At 39.1% G+C, this 16176-nt stretch carries 16 protein-coding genes; all 16 read left to right on the top strand.

The features are described 5' to 3' along the window. The first annotated feature begins 95 nt into the window (after positions 1–95). The 16 genes from EKM93_RS05220 (at position 96) to dltD (ending at position 15909) form a co-directional block, all read left to right on the top strand. Complete coding sequence (locus tag EKM93_RS05220) at positions 96–1061, top strand: DHH family phosphoesterase (RefSeq protein ID WP_125713770.1); 966 nt, start codon at positions 96–98, stop codon at positions 1059–1061. Next, positions 1061–2395 (top strand): DEAD/DEAH box helicase, encoded by a 1335-nt coding sequence (locus EKM93_RS05215; RefSeq protein WP_125713768.1) that lies wholly within the window; start codon positions 1061–1063, stop codon positions 2393–2395. Before EKM93_RS05220 ends, EKM93_RS05215 begins: the two co-directional genes overlap by 1 nt. Positions 2396–2399: 4 nt before the next feature. Then, positions 2400–3356, top strand: a complete 957-nt coding sequence (locus tag EKM93_RS05210) for a hypothetical protein (protein ID WP_125713766.1) — start codon at positions 2400–2402, stop codon at positions 3354–3356. 296 nt (positions 3357–3652) lie between these two features. Next, entirely contained in the window at positions 3653–6298 is a 2646-nt protein-coding gene (gene alaS, locus EKM93_RS05205; protein WP_125713764.1) for an alanine--tRNA ligase, read from the top strand. 81 nt (positions 6299–6379) lie between these two features. Beyond that, the gene (locus tag EKM93_RS05200) at positions 6380–6637 is read left to right on the top strand and encodes an IreB family regulatory phosphoprotein (protein ID WP_125713762.1); all 258 of its coding nucleotides are present in this window, start codon (positions 6380–6382) and stop codon (positions 6635–6637) included. Continuing rightward, complete coding sequence (ruvX, locus tag EKM93_RS05195) at positions 6634–7077, top strand: Holliday junction resolvase RuvX (RefSeq protein WP_164506995.1); 444 nt, start codon at positions 6634–6636, stop codon at positions 7075–7077. The genes EKM93_RS05200 and ruvX overlap by 4 nt, the downstream gene beginning before the upstream one ends. A gap of 43 nt (positions 7078–7120) precedes the next feature. Further along, positions 7121–7444: a DUF1292 domain-containing protein gene (locus tag EKM93_RS05190; protein WP_125713760.1), complete on the top strand. Its 324-nt coding sequence runs from the start codon at positions 7121–7123 to the stop codon at positions 7442–7444. A 94-nt stretch (positions 7445–7538) separates the two neighbouring features. Next, the gene (locus EKM93_RS05185; protein ID WP_125713758.1) at positions 7539–7799 is read left to right on the top strand and encodes a cell division protein ZapA; all 261 of its coding nucleotides are present in this window, start codon (positions 7539–7541) and stop codon (positions 7797–7799) included. A 24-nt stretch (positions 7800–7823) separates the two neighbouring features. Then, entirely contained in the window at positions 7824–8366 is a 543-nt protein-coding gene (locus EKM93_RS05180; protein ID WP_125713756.1) for a CvpA family protein, read from the top strand. A 102-nt stretch (positions 8367–8468) separates the two neighbouring features. Then, on the top strand, positions 8469–10826 hold the full coding sequence (locus EKM93_RS05175; RefSeq protein ID WP_125713754.1) for an endonuclease MutS2: 2358 nt from the start codon (positions 8469–8471) through the stop codon (positions 10824–10826). 86 nt (positions 10827–10912) lie between these two features. Next, positions 10913–11224, top strand: coding sequence for a thioredoxin (gene trxA / locus EKM93_RS05170; RefSeq protein ID WP_125713752.1), 312 nt, complete (start codon positions 10913–10915; stop codon positions 11222–11224). A 215-nt stretch (positions 11225–11439) separates the two neighbouring features. Next, entirely contained in the window at positions 11440–11589 is a 150-nt protein-coding gene (locus EKM93_RS05165; protein WP_125713750.1) for a teichoic acid D-Ala incorporation-associated protein DltX, read from the top strand. Between the two features lie 14 nt (positions 11590–11603). Beyond that, a complete protein-coding gene (gene dltA / locus EKM93_RS05160; RefSeq protein WP_125713748.1) occupies positions 11604–13133 on the top strand; it encodes a D-alanine--poly(phosphoribitol) ligase subunit DltA in 1530 nt (509 codons plus the stop codon). Then, a complete protein-coding gene (dltB, locus tag EKM93_RS05155; protein ID WP_125713745.1) occupies positions 13130–14356 on the top strand; it encodes a D-alanyl-lipoteichoic acid biosynthesis protein DltB in 1227 nt (408 codons plus the stop codon). The genes dltA and dltB overlap by 4 nt, the downstream gene beginning before the upstream one ends. A gap of 24 nt (positions 14357–14380) precedes the next feature. Then, positions 14381–14620, top strand: a complete 240-nt coding sequence (dltC, locus tag EKM93_RS05150) for a D-alanine--poly(phosphoribitol) ligase subunit 2 (protein WP_125713743.1) — start codon at positions 14381–14383, stop codon at positions 14618–14620. Then, positions 14617–15909, top strand: coding sequence for a D-alanyl-lipoteichoic acid biosynthesis protein DltD (dltD, locus tag EKM93_RS05145; RefSeq protein ID WP_125713741.1), 1293 nt, complete (start codon positions 14617–14619; stop codon positions 15907–15909). The genes dltC and dltD overlap by 4 nt, the downstream gene beginning before the upstream one ends. Positions 15910–16176: the final 267 nt, after the last annotated feature.

The following is a 16176-nucleotide window of genomic DNA, read 5'->3' as shown; positions in this document are numbered from 1 at the left end:
TATAATTACAATAATGACTTATAAAGTTGTATAATACGATCTTATTGATTTCTTTATACAATCTGATTAAAGCGCCTATTGAAAGGAATGACATTATGACAATCTTCAAAGATATACTTACTAAGATCGAAGCCTACGAGACGATCATTATTCATCGCCACCAAAGTCCGGATCCAGATGCACTTGGTTCCCAGACTGGTTTAGCCAGTGTTTTAAGATCAGCTTTTCCACAAAAAAAGATCTATCAAGTTGGCGGCGATGTTGGGGATTTGGATTGGATTGATACGATGGATGACATTGAGGATACAGTCTACCAAGGCGCCTTAGTCATTGTTTGTGATACAGCAAATACACCACGAATCAGTGATCAACGCTATGATCAAGGCGATTTCTTGATCAAAATAGATCATCATCCAGATGAAGATCATTATGGCGATCTTGTTTATGTGGCTGCTGAAGCTTCAAGCTGTTCTGAAATTATGGTCACATTTGTCAATGCTTGTTCAGATAAATTACATTTGACAGATGACGCAGCACGCAAGTTTTATGCGGGGATCGTTGGCGATACAGGCCGCTTTTTGTACCCAGCTACATCTTCAGAAACGTTCAAGATTGCAGCGGAATTAGTAACTTATGATTTCGCCCACAGTCAAGTAAGTCAGCATATGAATGAAGTTACGTTGCCTCAAGCTAAACTACAATCTTTTGTTTATGAAAATATTCAGTTGAGCGACAACGGCAGCGGCTGCGTACTTATCTCGCAGGCGGTATTACAAGAAATGGGTATCACTGAAGAACAAGCTAAAGCAGTTGTTTCCACACCTGGCCATTTAAAAGGCTGTTTAGCTTGGATTTTAGCAGTTCAACAACCAGACGGACATTATCGGCTGCATTTACGTTCTAAAGGACCAGTGATCAATGGTTTGGCCAAAGCCCATCATGGCGGCGGACATGACTTGGCCAGCGGTGCTAAAGCAGTAGATCAAGCTGAGATTCAGCAAGCTTTTGAAAGTTTACAAAGTCTTGTTGCAGATTACAAGAAAATTGAGGGAAAACATTAATGGCAGCAACTTTTAAACAATTTAATTTATCAGAACAGATGATTCAGGCACTAGAAAAAATTGGTTTTCAAACACCAACCTCTGTTCAAGAAAAACTCTTACCACCCGTTTTGAGCGGTAAAGATGTGATTGGCCAATCGCAAACCGGCAGTGGCAAAACACATACTTTTTTGATTCCTATTTTAGAAAAAATTAATGCAAAATCTGCAACGGTTCAAGCGGTAATCACCGCACCTAGTCGGGAACTAGCCGTACAGTTACAGCAAACTTTTGAGGATTTGATTGCGACTTATAATCCGGATATCCATGTGGCCAACTACGTGGGGGGCACAGATAAAAAACGGCAAATCGAAAAGTTACAGCATCGGCAGCCGCAAATTGTTATCGGCACGCCAGGTCGTATTTTAGACTTAGTAAATAGTGCGGATTTACAAATTCAGACAACACAAATTTTTGTAGTGGATGAAGCAGATATGACATTAGATTTAGGCTTTTTAAATGATGTAGATAAAATTGCCGGTAAAATGCCAGATGATTTACAAATGCTTGTATTTTCTGCAACGATCCCACCAAAATTGCAACCTTTCTTGCGTAAATATTTACACAACCCATTGTTTGAACAAATTAAGGCCAAGACGCTGATTCCAGCGACAATCGAAAATGATTTATATTTCACTAAAGGTAAAGACAAAAAACAAGTATTGCAGCGATTAATCACTTTAGGGGAACCTTATTTAGTTTTAATTTTTGCGAATACTAAAGAAAAAGTTGATGAAATCTTCTATTATTTAGAAGCACAAGGCTTAAATATTGCTCGGATCCACGGGGGTATTCAAGCTAGAGAACGTAAACGTATTATGAGAGAAGTTCAGAATTTAAAATATCAATATGTTGTGGCCACAGATTTAGCGGCTCGCGGGATCGATATTGAAGGTGTTTCAGAAGTTGTCAACTTTGAATTACCAACGGATTCAGAATTTTTCATTCATCGTGTTGGTCGGACTGGCCGCAATGGCCTTGCAGGCACGGCATTAACCTTATACGGTCCGGACGACGAAGCAATGATAGACGAATTAGAAAAAATGGGTGTGCAATTTAAACCAGTCCGGTTGGAAGATGGTGAATTGGTACAAGCGCCTAAACGGGATCGGCGACAAACCCGGAAAAAGAAACAAACTGCTTTAGATCCAACGATTCGAGGCTATGTTAAAAAGGCAAAACGGAAGAAAAAACCAGGTTACAAGCGTAAAATCAAAGAGACCATTGCCCAAGATGAATTCCAAAAACGGAAATTAGAACGGCGACGGGTAAAACGTCAAAAGAAACGGGGTTAAAGTCATGGCCTTGGGTGAAACTTTAATGTTGCCCCAATGGCTGACATTAACGGATCAGCAGCGTCGGCACCAATTTGAACAATTGGTCCGTTATTTTGTGAGCCCATTGGCGAGTGTTGATCAAATCCGACCTTATCAATATCTATTTAAAAATTATCAATTTGAGAGTTATCAAGCATTTGTGAATGGCATTGATTTTGTGTTTATTCCGGGAATTTCAGATTTTATCACGGGACTTGATTTGCCGGCTAAACGGCGGTTAATACAGCAGTTACCAAGTGCAGCGAAAGTAGCAGATCAACGTTTTGTTACCCGTGAAACGGTCATTATCCCGCCAATGCTAGTCGCTAAAAATCCGATCAATTTAACGCAACAGGTTAAAGGTGTTTTGAATGTGTTAACCGGATTTTTTCAAGGTGATTTATTTTTTAAAAAGCGGCGACAACAAGATATTCAAAAAGTTTTGTCGGCATTGCAGCGGCCTAAAACTGCCGATCCATTGACCTTTGAGTTGCCAAAATTTTTTGAAACAGCGATGGGGCAAGTGCGCTTATTGCCAAATTTAGCGGATTATCAATTTTCGGTGAACCGTTTAGATTTAACGGGTGATACACTTTTGTCAGAGCTAGCGCGCCAAGGCTTCGGTCTTGCGGATCGTTATAGTTATTTATATTTGCGGACGTTTAAGCAGCAAACTTACTTTCCTTGGGGCGATACCAGTCAAGCAGCGACGTCAGCACAATTAGACGGGGCGACTTATTTCGGGCTGAATTATGTGAAGGCGCCGACACAAGCTGAATTTTTGCTGGATCAAAGCTTAGTTGGTGCCAGTGCAGATCCGATAGAAACACAAACTGGTTTATCGGCTAGCCCTTATTATCTTGGGCAGACAACGTTAGATCAATTTGTACCAGATCAAGTGTTTTATCGACCAATTATCAATATTGTTTTTCCAGATTGACTTTAAGCTCCAGTCTGCTTATAATAAAAAGGCAAATCAATAGGCCATGATTAATTAGCGCTCATTTACAGGAACGAATGGTTACTGAGAAAATTCGACTGATCTAATTAATCGCTACCTAGCTGTAATTCAGTAAATAAAACTTATAAGATAGATAATTGAGTGGCTAACGAAGACATCGTTGCAATCAAGGTGGTACCGCGTTTAGGCGTCCTTGAACAGCAAAGGTGTCTTTTTATGTTGAAGATTAGGGTAAATTAACCCTGAAACAAATTAAAACGGAGGTAATTTTTTTTATGAAACAACTGACTAGCGGTGAAACCCGTCAAATGTTTTTAGATTTCTTCAAAAGTAAGGGGCATGATGTTGAACCAAGTGCATCGCTAATTCCTAAAGATGATCCAACTTTATTATGGATTAACTCTGGTGTAGCAACGTTGAAGAAGTATTTTGATGGTAGTGTCATCCCTAAGAATCCAAGAATTACCAACGCTCAAAAGAGTATTCGGACTAATGATATTGAAAATGTTGGTAAAACAGCCAGACATCATACTTTCTTTGAAATGTTAGGTAACTTTTCAGTAGGTGATTACTTTAAGGAAAGTGCAATTCCATGGGCTTGGGAATTATTAACGAGTCCAAAATGGTTTGATTTTGAACCAGAAAAACTTTACATTACAATTTACCCTAAAGATACAGAAGCACACCGTATTTGGCATGAAGTGGTGGGTGTACCTGAAGATCATATTTTAAAGGCCGAAGATAACTTTTGGGATATCGGCGAAGGTCCAAGTGGCCCGGATTCTGAAATTTTTTACGATCGTGGTGAAAAATACGACAACTTAGCTGCCGATGATCCTGAAAACTATCCTGGTGGTGAAAATGAACGTTATTTAGAAATTTGGAATATTGTTTTTTCTGAATTTAATCATCTGCCTGATGGGACTTATGTGGAACAACCTCATAAGAACATTGATACGGGGATGGGGCTAGAACGGATGGTTTCAATTATTCAAGATGCACCAACTAACTTTGAAACCGACTTATTCTTACCAATGATTCACCAAACAGAAGCTTTGAGTACGGGTAAAAAATATGGTCAAAATACAGCTGATGATACTTCATTTAAGATTATCGCTGATCACGCTCGGGCAGTGACTTTTGCCATCGGTGACGGGGCAATGCCTTCCAATGAAGGTCGGGGTTATGTATTAAGAAGACTAATTCGTCGGGCATCATTAAACGGTCAAAAGTTAGGAATTAATCATGCCTTTTTATACGATCTAGTACCGACTGTTGGCAAGATCATGGAGAGCTATTATCCAGATGTTTTAGAACAAAAAGACTACATTGCTAAAGTGATCAAAGCTGAAGAAGAACGCTTCCACGAAACATTAAAAGATGGTTTAGACTTATTGAATAATTTGATCGATAGTGTCAAAGCCAGCGGTGAAAAGCAATTAAATGGGGCAGATACGTTCAAACTATTTGATACGTATGGTTTTCCATTGGATTTGACTGTGGAATATGCCAACGATGAAGGCTTGAAAGTGGACGTAGATGGCTTTAAGGCTGAAATGCAAAAACAAAAGGAACGTGCACGTAATGCTCGGGGTGATGTGCAATCCATGGGCTCACAAAATGAATTGTTAATGGCTATCAAAGAACCGAGTGAATTTACGGGTTATGTAGAACTTGTTGATGATCAGAGTACTTTACGAGATATTATTGTCGAAGACCATTTAGCTGATGAAGTGGCCACTGGTAAGGCAACATTGATCTTTGATGAAACGCCATTTTATGCTGAAATGGGTGGTCAAGTTGCGGATCAAGGGGTTATCAAAACTAAAGATGGCCAATTAGTTGCTAAAGTTACGAATGTAAAACATGCACCTAATGGGCAACCGTTGCATTTTGTAGATGTTTTGGCACCAATGCATAAAGATACACAATATAGTTTGCAAGTGGACGCTGAATTCAGACGTAATGTCCGGCGCAATCACACAGCAACGCATTTGCTGGATCAAGCTTTACGTGAAGTTTTGGGTGCTCATACTCACCAAGCCGGTTCTTTAGTAGAACCAGATTATTTACGGTTTGACTTTACAAATCTCGGACAAGTGACGGCAGAACAGTTACAACAAGTTGAAGCAATAGTTAATGAAAAAATCTGGGCAGAAATTCCAGTAAAATCTGTTGAAACGACGATTGATGAAGCTAAAAAGATGGGCGCAATTGCTTTATTTACTGAAAAATATGGTGATATCGTGCGTGTCGTTAATGTAGGTGATTGGTCCATTGAGTTATGTGGTGGGACCCACGTTAGCAATACTTCTGAAATTGGGCTATTCAAGATTAAGTCTGAATCTGCTGTAGGGGCAGGTGTCCGTCGGATTGAAGCGGTCACAGCTAACGATGCCTTCGATTACTTGAATCATCAACAAACACTTTTGAAACAAGCTGCTCAAAGTCTTAAAGTTGTTAAAACAGAAGATGTTTTGGCTAAGATTGAGCAACTTCAAGAACAATTACGGACGGTTAATAAAGATAATGAAAGTTTGAAAGCCAAATTTGCACAACAGCAAGTCAGCAGTATTTTTGAAGAAAGTCAACAAGCTGGCGCGCATACAATCATTACCGGTGAAGTACAAGTTGACGGCATGAATGCTTTACGGCAATTAGCCGATCAATGGAAACAAAAACAAGCTTCAGACGTTTTAGTTTTAGGTACAGCCAATGATGGTAAAGTAAGTTTGATTGTGGCCGTTGCAGATGGAGCTGTTAAAAAAGGCATTAAAGCCGGGGACCTAATTAAGACGATTGCACCGTTTGTAAATGGCGGCGGCGGCGGTCGACCAGATATGGCACAAGCCGGTGGTAAGAAGCCAGAAGGACTGCCTGAAGCAATGAAAGCAGCCTCAGAATGGTTGGCCCAGAAGTAGGGCTACAGATTAAAATTGTGATTTAAACGCAAATCAGTTACAATTAGCTGTAATGAGCATACGAAGTGGGGGTAAGTTGTTATGAGTTCTTTAGATGAGACAATGCATTTTAATTTTGGTGATAATAACAACAAGAATGTCAAGGAAACATTGGAAGCTGTTTATCAAGCACTAGAAGAAAAGGGATATAATCCGATTAATCAGATTGTAGGGTATTTGCTATCTGGAGATCCGGCTTATATTCCACGGCATAACGATGCCCGTAATTTGATCCGCAAACATGAACGGGATGAAATTATTGAAGAATTAGTACGTAATTATTTAGAGAAAAATAAATGAGTCGATTAATGGGCTTAGATGTTGGTTCACGGACTGTAGGGGTCGCTGTTTCAGATTTATTAGGCTGGACTGCTCAGGGCGTGGAAATTATCTCAATTAATGAAGATGAGGCCGAATTTGGCTTAGACCGCGTGGCAGAATTAGTTAAAGCACACGATGTCAGTGGTTTTGTAGTTGGACTGCCAAAAAATATGAATAACACCATTGGACCTAGAGCTGAAAAAGCGCAGGAATATGGGGCACTACTGACGGAAGCATTTGGGCTGCCCATCGATTACATTGATGAGCGTCTGACAACCGTACAAGCAACGCGCATGTTGGTTGAAGAAGCAGATACTTCTCGAAAAAAACGCAAACAGGTTATTGATAAACTAGCTGCAGTAATGATTTTACAAAACTATTTAGATGCAAAAGGTAAATTAATCGACTTATTACATTAATCTATTTTCAATTTGGCCAACTGGCTATGATGGAGGCAAACACATGAGCGATCATAAAGATAATGAGAACTATGCGGCAAATATGGACGACCAATTTATTACGCTTGTAGACGATAAAGGCAATGAAGAACTTTATCAAATTTTATTCACTTTTGACTCAGAAGACTATGGTAAGTCCTATGTCTTATTATATCCAGCAAGTACGGATGAGGATGAAGAAGTAGAAGTCCAAGCATTTTCATTCAAACCAGATCCTAAAGGGGATGTGGGCCAAGGGGATCTTTACCCAATTGAAGATGATGCTGAATGGGCAATGGTTGAAGAAGTGTTAAATACATTCATCGATGATGATGGAGCTGACTATTAATCAAGAATTTAATAAACGAACTGGTTTCTTTTTCTAATTTTGGAATTTATGTTAAAATTATTTCTAATCTGTTCGTGTTTAAAGGAGAGTCCTCATGAACGAGGAAAAACGTCGCTATAAAGCTGAGATTGACGGCAAGACCTATGTCATCATAGGCCCAGGCAGCGAGGGACACATGGCTGCTGTGACGCAAATGCTAAATACACAGCTGGCTGAGATTCAAAAGCTGTCTCCTAGCATTTCTAAGCAAGATGCTGCAATTTTATTAGCTTTTAATGCTATATCAGATCAAATTAAATATGAGAAAGAACTATTCGACTTAAAAAACCAAAAGAATCAAAAATCTGACGAATAGTCTATAGTTGGTGAAGGAAAGAGTATGTTAAGCTTTTTAATTATTTTGATTTTAGCTTATGGTATGTATATAGGCGCTAGAAGAGGGTTAGTTTTACAGTTGTTCTTTACACTTGGTTATCTCGTGTTTTTTGGGATTGCTTATTTAGTGTATAAAAATCTCGGGAAAAATTTAACACTATTAGTACCTTATCCTTCGGCAACAACAAATAGTCAATTTGCGTTTTTTGATTCTAATTTAGGCTTAAAATTGGATACAGCATTTTATGCTGGTTTTGCCTTTGTGTTCATTTTATTTATCGGCTGGCTGATTATGAAATTTGCTGGTATTTTTGTGGCCCACTGGGCATTTTATCCAATGAACTATTCCGTAAGTGTTATCGGCGGAATTGTGCTAGCCTTTTTGACCAATTATGTCGCCGTCTTTTTACTCTTATATTTAGTTGCTTTGATTCCAATCGATAGCTTACAAAGCGTTTTAGGCCAATCGTGGGCTGCGGTGTCAATGGTACGTTATTCTCCAGTTTTAACACATTTGATCACCCATTGGTGGATTGTAGCAGCTTAGATGCTGATAAATAAATTTAGTTTGAGGGGTCGGGGCAAAACCGCGGTTTTGTTTGTGGCCTCTTTTTTAAGTTGAATTATCCGGTTTTGAAAAGGAGTTTTTATGAACCAGAAAATTTTAGAAACCTTAGAATTTAGAGCAATTACAGAACAATTAAAAAATTATGCAGAGACTGCTTTAGGGCAACAGCAGATTATTAATTTACAACCCAGTACAGATTTCCAAACAGTACAGCAGCAGATTGCTGAAACTGATGATGGGGCGCAAATCTATCGGTTAAAGGGGGGTATTCCCCTAGGTAGTTTAGAAAATATTGGACCGCATTTAAAAAGATTACAGATTGGTGCCAGTTTAAATGGCCGGGAATTAGCGGATATTAGCCGGCTTTTACGGACAACCACAGCCATCCATCGTTTTTTTGAAGATTTACAAGATGATGAAGTGGCGTTGCAATATGCCTATGAAATTGTGGCAGAATTAACATTATTACCGCAATTATCGCAAACGTTAAGACGCTCCATTGATGAAGGCGGGGCAGTTTTAGATGAAGCTTCAACGACTTTAAAGTCAATTCGAGGGGGTATTCATCAGCTGTCCGATCAAATTCGTAGCAAAATGGATAATTACACACGAGGCAGCCAAAGTAAGTATTTGAGTGAACCCGTGGTAACGATCCGTGATGATCGCTACGTCATTCCAGTCCGTTCTGAATACCGTGGCCAGTTTGGTGGGGTAATCCACGACCAAAGTGCCAGTGGCCAAACGGTTTACGTGGAACCACAAAGTGTAATGGACTTAAATAACCGTCTGCGGCAGCAGCAAATGGCAGAGGCTCAAGAAGTCCAACGGGTTCTAGCAGAATTATCAGAAGCATTAATGCCTTATTTAAGAGAATTAGGAGCTAATGGCGAAATTTTGGCGCATTTAGACTTTATGAATGCCAAAGCCCGGTTTGCTAATGATATGAAAGCAACGCGTCCGGTGCTGAATGCGGAAAACGAAGTTGATTTAAAAAAAGCACGGCATCCGTTAATTGCACCGGAAAAAGTTGTCCCCAATGATATTTACATTGGTAAAGACTTCCAGTGTATCGTCGTAACCGGGCCCAATACCGGTGGGAAGACGATCACCTTAAAAACATTAGGCCTTATTCAATTAATGGCGCAATCAGGGTTGTTTATCCCAGCTGAAGAAGAAAGCCAAGTTGGTGTTTTCTCAAATATCTTCGCGGATATCGGGGATGAACAGTCTATCGAACAAAATTTAAGTACTTTTTCAGCACATATGGAAAATATTATTTCTATTTTGCGGCAAGTTGATGATAAAGGATTAGTTTTGTTAGATGAATTAGGTGCTGGTACAGATCCTCAAGAAGGGGCATCGCTGGCCATTGCTATTTTGGATCATTTAGGGACTGTAGGCTGTTATGTGGTGGCTTCTACCCATTATCCAGAATTAAAGGTTTATGGTTATGAACGGCCCAAAACGGTTAATGCCAGTATGGAATTTGATGTCGCTACGTTGCAGCCGACTTATCGCTTGATGATTGGGGTACCTGGCCGGAGTAATGCCTTTGATATTTCTAGTCGTCTAGGGATGCCGGAAAGCATTGTGACCAGCGCTAAAACATTGCTGAATGCTGAAAGCCAAGATTTGAATAACATGATTTCAGATTTAGAAAGTCAGCGTAAGGCTGCGGAAACAGAATATCTAGATTTGAGTCAGCAGCTCAAAGAAGCCCAGCAGTTACATGATGATTTGGAATCGGCTTATCATGATTTCTTTGTCGCTAGAGAGAACCAAGAAAATGCGGCGAAAGAAAAAGCCAATGCGATTGTGGCAAAGGCGCAAGAAAAAGCGGATAAAATCATTAATGATCTGCGGCAGATGCAGCTTAATGGTGCGAACACGGTTAAAGAAGATCAATTAATTGCCGCAAATACGAAGTTGAAGAACTTACATCAAGAACCGACTTTAAAACAGAATAAAGTTTTACGTCGAGAAAAACGGAAACAAGTTTTAAAACCTGGGGATGATGTTAAAGTACTATCTTATGGGACACAAGGGACGCTATTGGAAAAAGTTAATGAGCATGAATGGCAAGTTCAAATGGGTATTTTGAAAATGAAAATTGCCACGGATCAATTGCAAAAAGTAGCTGCTTCTGAAAAACAAGCGCCAACTCGGCAATTTGCGACATTGTCTAGTAGTGGCAGTCATGTGTCAACGCAATTAGATTTGCGAGGCAAACGTTATGATGAGGCGATGGCGGACTTGGATCAATATATTGATGCTGCTTTATTAGCAGGTTATCAACAAGTTACGATTGTTCATGGGAAAGGCACCGGTGCGATCCGGACGGGTGTTCAAGAATATTTGAAGAATAATCGGCGAATTAAGAAATTTAGTTATGCGCCGGCATCTGCTGGTGGTAACGGGGCAACCATTGTCACTTTTTAATTCACTAATTTTTTGTAAGAAAAAATTGTTGCAATCAAGCTTGTTTTTGGTAAAATGTGACTATAGATATATGGAGGTGTCAATTAATGGTTCAAGAAATAACAGATCAGAATTTTGAAACCGAAACAGGAAGTGGTGTTGTTTTAACAGACTTCTGGGCAACTTGGTGTGGCCCTTGTCGGATGCAATCTCCAGTGATTGAAAAATTGGCTGAAGAAAATGATGATGTTAAATTTACAAAAATGGATGTTGATGCAAATCCAGCGACACCACAACAATTTGGCATTATGGCAATTCCAACACTAATCGTAAAAAAAGACGGCGCAGTCGTTGAAAAATTAGTAGGTTACCAATCTAAAGAACAGCTTGAAGCAACTTTAGGTAAATATACGGATTAAGATAGAGCGCATCAAAATATGAGCCCTTAGTAAATTTTAAGTTTACTAAGGGCTTATTTTTTTGCCTAAAAATGATTAGATACCGGTCGTAGCAAAGCATTGATCGGCTTACCATTTTGTAAGATTGATGTGAAGATTTTGTACATGGTATTTAAGATGGTGCTGACTATAATAAATTGTAAATCAAAGCAATCAATCAACTGGAGGTGAGTACCGTGCACGAGAAGTGGCAGAATTTTAAACATAAAGATGGCGCACGTTTTTGGCTAAGAACATTACTTTATTTTGGCATCTTAGTTGTATTGATGTACTTATACAGTTATAGCGGTATCAATAATAGCGGCTTTATCTACAATGAATTTTAAAGGAGCGCAAAACGATGACTATTTCTAATATCATGACACAAATTGATCGTGTGGCCGAACGTTATCCACAACGTATCTGTTATCAAGATGGTCTTCAAACTTATACTTATGCACAGTTAAAAATCGAATCTGATCGTGTAGCGGCTTTCTTACAGGCACAGAATTTAAGACAGCGGGCACCGGTTGTTGTTTATGGTAATCAGACGTTTGAAACTGTCGTTACATTTTTAGGTGCGGTTAAAGCTGGGCATGCCTATATTCCAGTGGACAGTCACTCACCTAAAGAACGCCTTGTACAAATTAACGAGGTGGCGCATCCCGCAGCTGTTTTGGAAGTTGTGGATTTACCATTGGAATTAGATGGGCCGCAAATTATTAAGCAACAAGCGTTAAAACAAGTTAGAAATCAAGGCAGTTTGACTTATGATCGGCAGCAAAGTGTAACCGGTGATGCTAATTTTTATATTATCTTCACCTCTGGAACGACCGGTGTCCCAAAAGGGGTTCAAATTAGCCACAATAATTTATTGAGCTTTGTGAATTGGATGTTAGCTGATTTTAATCTCTATGAAGGCATTCGGGCATTATCCCAGGCGTCATATGCCTTTGACTTATCGGTGATGGATTTATACCCAACCTTAGCGCTAGGGGGCACTTTAGTCGCATTGGACAAAGCAGTGACTGATAATTTTAAACAATTATTCGCTACTTTGCCGCAATTAAAATTAAACGAATGGGTTTCCACACCGTCATTTATTGAAATTTGTTTATTAGATCCAAACTTTAATCAAAAGAACTATCCCACATTAAATCGCTTTTTGTTCTGTGGTGAAGAATTGACGGTTAAAACAGCTTCAAAGTTACAAGCACAATTTCCGGACGCTGAAATTTACAACACTTATGGGCCAACTGAAGCTACGGTTGCAGTGACTAGTGTGCAAATCACAGCGGCGTTGTTAAAAAAATATGACCGTCTACCAATTGGAAAGGCTAAAGCAGATACGCAGATGTATGTGGTCGATGAAACTGGCCAACCATTGTCTACTGGTGAAAACGGTGAGCTGATTATCACTGGTCCTAGCGTTTCCAAAGGTTATCTAAATAATCCTGAAAAAACAAAAAAAGCTTTCTTCCAAGTTGATACGCAACAAGCTTATCATTCCGGGGACTTAGGTTTTATTGATGATCAGGGCTTGATTTTCTATCGAGGTCGGACGGATTTTCAAGTGAAGATGCACGGCTATCGGATTGAATTAGAAGATGTTGATCAGAATTTGTTGCAATTAGATTTAGTAAAGCAGGCTAGTACGGTACCTTGTTATAACGATATGCATAAAGTAACCCAGCTTGTCGCTTATATTGTACCGAATGCCAATGATTATACTGATAAATTAACGTTGACCAAAGCAATCAAAATGGCGCTGGGACAGGCAGTTATGCCGTATATGATTCCACAACGGCTGGTTTATCAAGATAAATTACCTTTAACCATAAATGGTAAGGTGGATCGCAAATCTCTGATGGCTGAGGTTAATCAGTCATGATCAATTTACAGCCTTATGAAAATCCCATGTATTTCGGGTATTTATTGATTGGGTTACTCCCGATTATTATTGGGATGTTGTACGAAAAAAGGTTTCGTTGGTATGAAACTTTATTTTCCTTTTGTTTCTTAGTTTTAATTTTTGACGGACCTAAGTTAGGCCAAGGGATTGCTTTAATTGGTTATACAATTTTTGAAGTTTTACTGACTTGGGGTTATGTCCGTTATCGAACAAGACCCAAGGGTGCAAACAAAACGAGCATTTTTGTTTTAGCTGTTATCTTAAGTATTGCGCCCCTCGTAGTCGTCAAATTTACACCGTTGTTTGATCCACAGCATCCTTCAATTTTTGGATTTCTAGGTATTAGTTATTTAACGTTTAAAGTTGTCGGGATGATTATGGAAACTCGAGATGGCATGATCAAAGAATTTAATATCTTGAAGTTTTTACAATTTTTACTATTCTTCCCAACCATTTCATCCGGGCCAATTGATCGTTATCGCCGATTTATTAAGGATTATGATCGAGTACCTACAAAAGAGAAATATTTAGAGCTGTTAGAAAAAGGCGTTCATTATGTGATGATTGGCTTTTTATATAAATTCATTCTAGGTTATTTCTTTGGCACGTTGCTGCTACCAAATATTGAAAAAATTGCTTTAATTAACGGCCATAGCAATGTTTTGGGCTTATCCTGGTCCTTAGTTGGGGTTATGTACGCTTATAGTATGTATTTGTTCTTTGACTTTGCCGGCTATTCTTTATTCGCTGTTGGCATCAGTTACATCATGGGTATCCAAACGCCGATCAACTTTAACAAACCCTTTGCATCTTGGAATATTAAAGAGTTCTGGAATCGTTGGCACATGACGTTATCATTTTGGTTCAGAGATTATATCTATATGCGTTTTGTTTTTTTCATGATTAAGCATAAGGTTTTGAAAAGTCGAATTGCCATCGCAAATTTAGGTTATGTTGTCTTATTTCTAATCATGGGGATCTGGCATGGTGAGACTTGGTATTACATTGTTTATGGCTTATTCCATGCTACGGTGATGATTTTAACAGATGCTTGGCTTCGATTTAAAAAGAAACATCCAGATTTACTGCCATCCAATCGGTTTACAAAAGTGATGTCCGTTGTTTTAACGTTCCATGTTGTTTGTTTTAGCTTTTTGATTTTTTCAGGGTTTTTAGACAAACTCTGGTTTGGTTTTAGATAATAAAATATAAAAGAGGTAATTATAATGGATAACGTACGCGAAACTGTATTAGAAATTTTAAGTGATTTAACGGGTTCTGATGAAATTAAGGCAAATCCAGATATTAATTTGTTCGAGACTGGCTTATTAGATTCTATGGGTACTGTTCAGCTGTTATTAGAATTGCAAGCGCAACTAGACGTGGATGCTCCGGTTTCTGAATTTGACCGTACAGAATGGGCAACACCGAATAAAGTGGTTGCAAAAGTGGAAAGCATGCAATGAAACGCCGCAGAAGACTCTGGCAGATTTTTGGGCCTTTGATTGTTGCAGCGGTCGCAATAACTATGATCATGGTATTACCGATCAGTTTTAAACAGGCGAATTCAAAGACGGTAGAAAAAGCGGCAACATCCTTATCAGCCAATGTTTTAAAGGGGGAATCTCTTAAGGATCAGGCGATGAGTTCTTCAGGTAATTATGTGCCGTTTATTGGTTCTTCTGAATTATCCCGGATGGATCCGTTTCATCCGTCGATTCTGGCTAAAAAATATCATCGAGATTATCAGCCCTTGTTGCTAGGGGCGCCTGGAACCCAGTCATTAACGCATTTTTTCTCAGTGAACGGGATGAGTGCATCGCTGAGAAATAAAAAAGCAGTGGTCATTATTTCGCCACAATGGTTTGTGCGCAAAGGGGTACAGCCGAATATGTTTAGCTTTTATTATTCGCCATTGCAAACGACAACTTTTTTAGAACATGCTAAAAATAATGCAATGGATCGTTATGCGGCGAAACGGCTATTACAAATGCCTTCGGGTACTTCAGATTCAATAATCCATCAGGCGTTATTGCAAGTTGCTGTTGGCTTACCATTGACTAATTTCCAGAAATTCTATATTCAAGATATTAAGGGGAATGCTTTAAAAACCCAAGATGATGTCTTTAGTCGATTGTTCTTAAAAGATCGGGAACGCTATATTCAAAAAGGGCTCAAACATTTACCTTCAAAATATAATTTTACAGAATTAGATGACCTTGCTGGACAATTAGGGGCGGGTGAAACAGGTTCCAATCCTTTTGAAGTAAAAGATAGTTTTTATAGTCGGCGGATTGAACCTTTAGAGCCAAAACTAAAGGGTTCTCAAAGGCACTTCAACTATCAATATGGTCCAGAGTATTCAGATTTTCAATTATTATTAAATAAGTTCAGTCAATTGCATATGGATGTTTTGTTCGTAATTCCACCGGTCAATTATCGCTGGGCTGAATATACTGGTTTGCCGCAAAAGACGTTACGCAATTTTGATCGGAAAATTACGTATCAGTTGCGATCCCAAGGGTTTAATAATATTGATGATATGACGAATGATGATAAAGAAGATTATTTTATGCAAGATACGATCCATCTTGGCTGGCGGGGCTGGTTGGATTTAGATCAGGAAGTTAAACCGTTTTTAGAGACAACTAAAGCGGCACCGCAGAACTATCAAATTAAGCAGCATTTCTATACTAAGGCTTGGCAGAAGACGCCAGCAAAAGCTGTGCCAAATATGGTAAAGACAGCTGATTAAATACAAATAAAAGCAGTTAGATCAAAGTTGATTTTTGATCTAGCTGCTTTTATTGTGCGTTTAACGCCGTCTTTGGTCACGCTCTGGATTCGAAACGCGTTCCAAGCTACTGACAATTTACATAACTACACCTTACTCACAAGCCAAGTTCGGGCTTATGTCGTAAGTTTAGGTTATGTGCATTGTCACCCGTAGCTTGTCACGCTCTGATTCTGAAACGCGTTCCCAAAGACTGATTTCTGCGCTTAGCTACGTCTAACTTGTAAG

This window comes from Agrilactobacillus yilanensis, assembly GCF_003946725.1.
GTDB lineage: Bacteria > Bacillota > Bacilli > Lactobacillales > Lactobacillaceae > Agrilactobacillus > Agrilactobacillus yilanensis.
This window is presented reverse-complemented; position numbering and strand designations above follow the sequence as displayed.